The 994-nt window shown below is 68.9% G+C and carries 1 protein-coding gene and 1 pseudogene; one reads left to right on the top strand and one right to left on the bottom strand.

Going from position 1 to position 994, the window contains the following annotated elements; translation table 11 throughout:
- Positions 1–644 (top strand): annotated as a pseudogene (locus U9980_RS19110) (MFS transporter); the annotation flags it as partial.
- A 54-nt stretch (positions 645–698) separates the two neighbouring features.
- On the opposite strand, the gene U9980_RS19105 reads toward U9980_RS19110, so the two are convergent.
- Positions 699–994 (bottom strand): protealysin inhibitor emfourin (locus U9980_RS19105; protein WP_322769173.1); only part of this gene is annotated, 296 nt, incomplete at its 5' end.

The raw sequence follows: 994 nt of genomic DNA, 5'->3' as shown, positions 1-994 counted from the left end.
TCAGCGGTCCGGTGCTCGGTCGGGTGGTCGGCCCACGTCTGGTAGTGCGACTGGGCCTGCTGGTGCTGATGGGTGCATCCCTCTTCCTGGTGGCCGCGGTCGACCCGCGGATCGACGACCTGAGGTTCGCGGTGGCCATGGCGGTGCTGGGTGTCGGGCTGGGACTACTGGCATCACAGCTCGGCAACGTCGTGCAGTCCTCGGTCGGCGAATCGGACCGTAGCCAGGTCGGGGGCTTTCAGTACACCGCCCAGAACCTCGGTTCGGCACTCGGAACCGCGCTGATGGGAGCAATCGTGATCAGCGCCCTTTCCGTGGCGCTCCAGAATCGCGTCGAGAACGACCCGCGGATCTCCGAGCCCGTCCGAGCGCAGGTCGGGGTGCAGCTTGAGGCCGGGGTCGGCTTCGTGTCCACCGAGCAGGTGCGGGCCGCGTTGGCGAGCACCGCGATACCGCCGGCGCAGGCGCAGGCCCTTGTCGAGCGCTACGCCGACGCGCAGCTCGCCGGACTGCGAGCAGCCATGCTCACCGCCGCAGCCGTGGCTCTCGTCGGTCTGGCCTTCACCCGATCCCTTCCAACCGTACCGATTGTCGCGGGTGCGCAGCACGCTCACGCGGGCGCCCACAGACGCGCCACGATATGATCATCGTAGCCACTGGCCAACCACCGATCGCCGTTGTCGGGACTGGTCGCGCTCCTACCGGTGGGCGGGCAACCGCGGTGCTTTGGACAGCAGGGCAAGCAACGTGCGCAGCTCCTCTGGAACCGGCTCGCTGAAGCGCCGCACGAGTCGGTGTCCAGCCCGGTCAACCTCCAGGGTGTAGGTGAAACGGTCGGGGCGGGCCGCCGGGGTGGAGGCGCGGTCTGGACGGTTTGCGGTAGCCTCCACATCAGCGGCGAGGCCACGCAGCTGTGCGGCTTCGTCGGCTGGGAGCTCGGCGGTGTCCAGGCCACGCCTGATCGCCTGTCCGACGAAACCTCCTGATCGCTCCA

Origin of the sequence: Protofrankia sp. Cr1 (assembly GCF_963555865.1) — a bacterium.
In the GTDB taxonomy this organism is placed as follows: Bacteria; Actinomycetota; Actinomycetes; order Frankiales; family Frankiaceae; genus Protofrankia.
The sequence above is the reverse complement of the archived record's forward strand: the minus strand, read 5'-3'. Positions and strand labels throughout refer to the sequence as shown.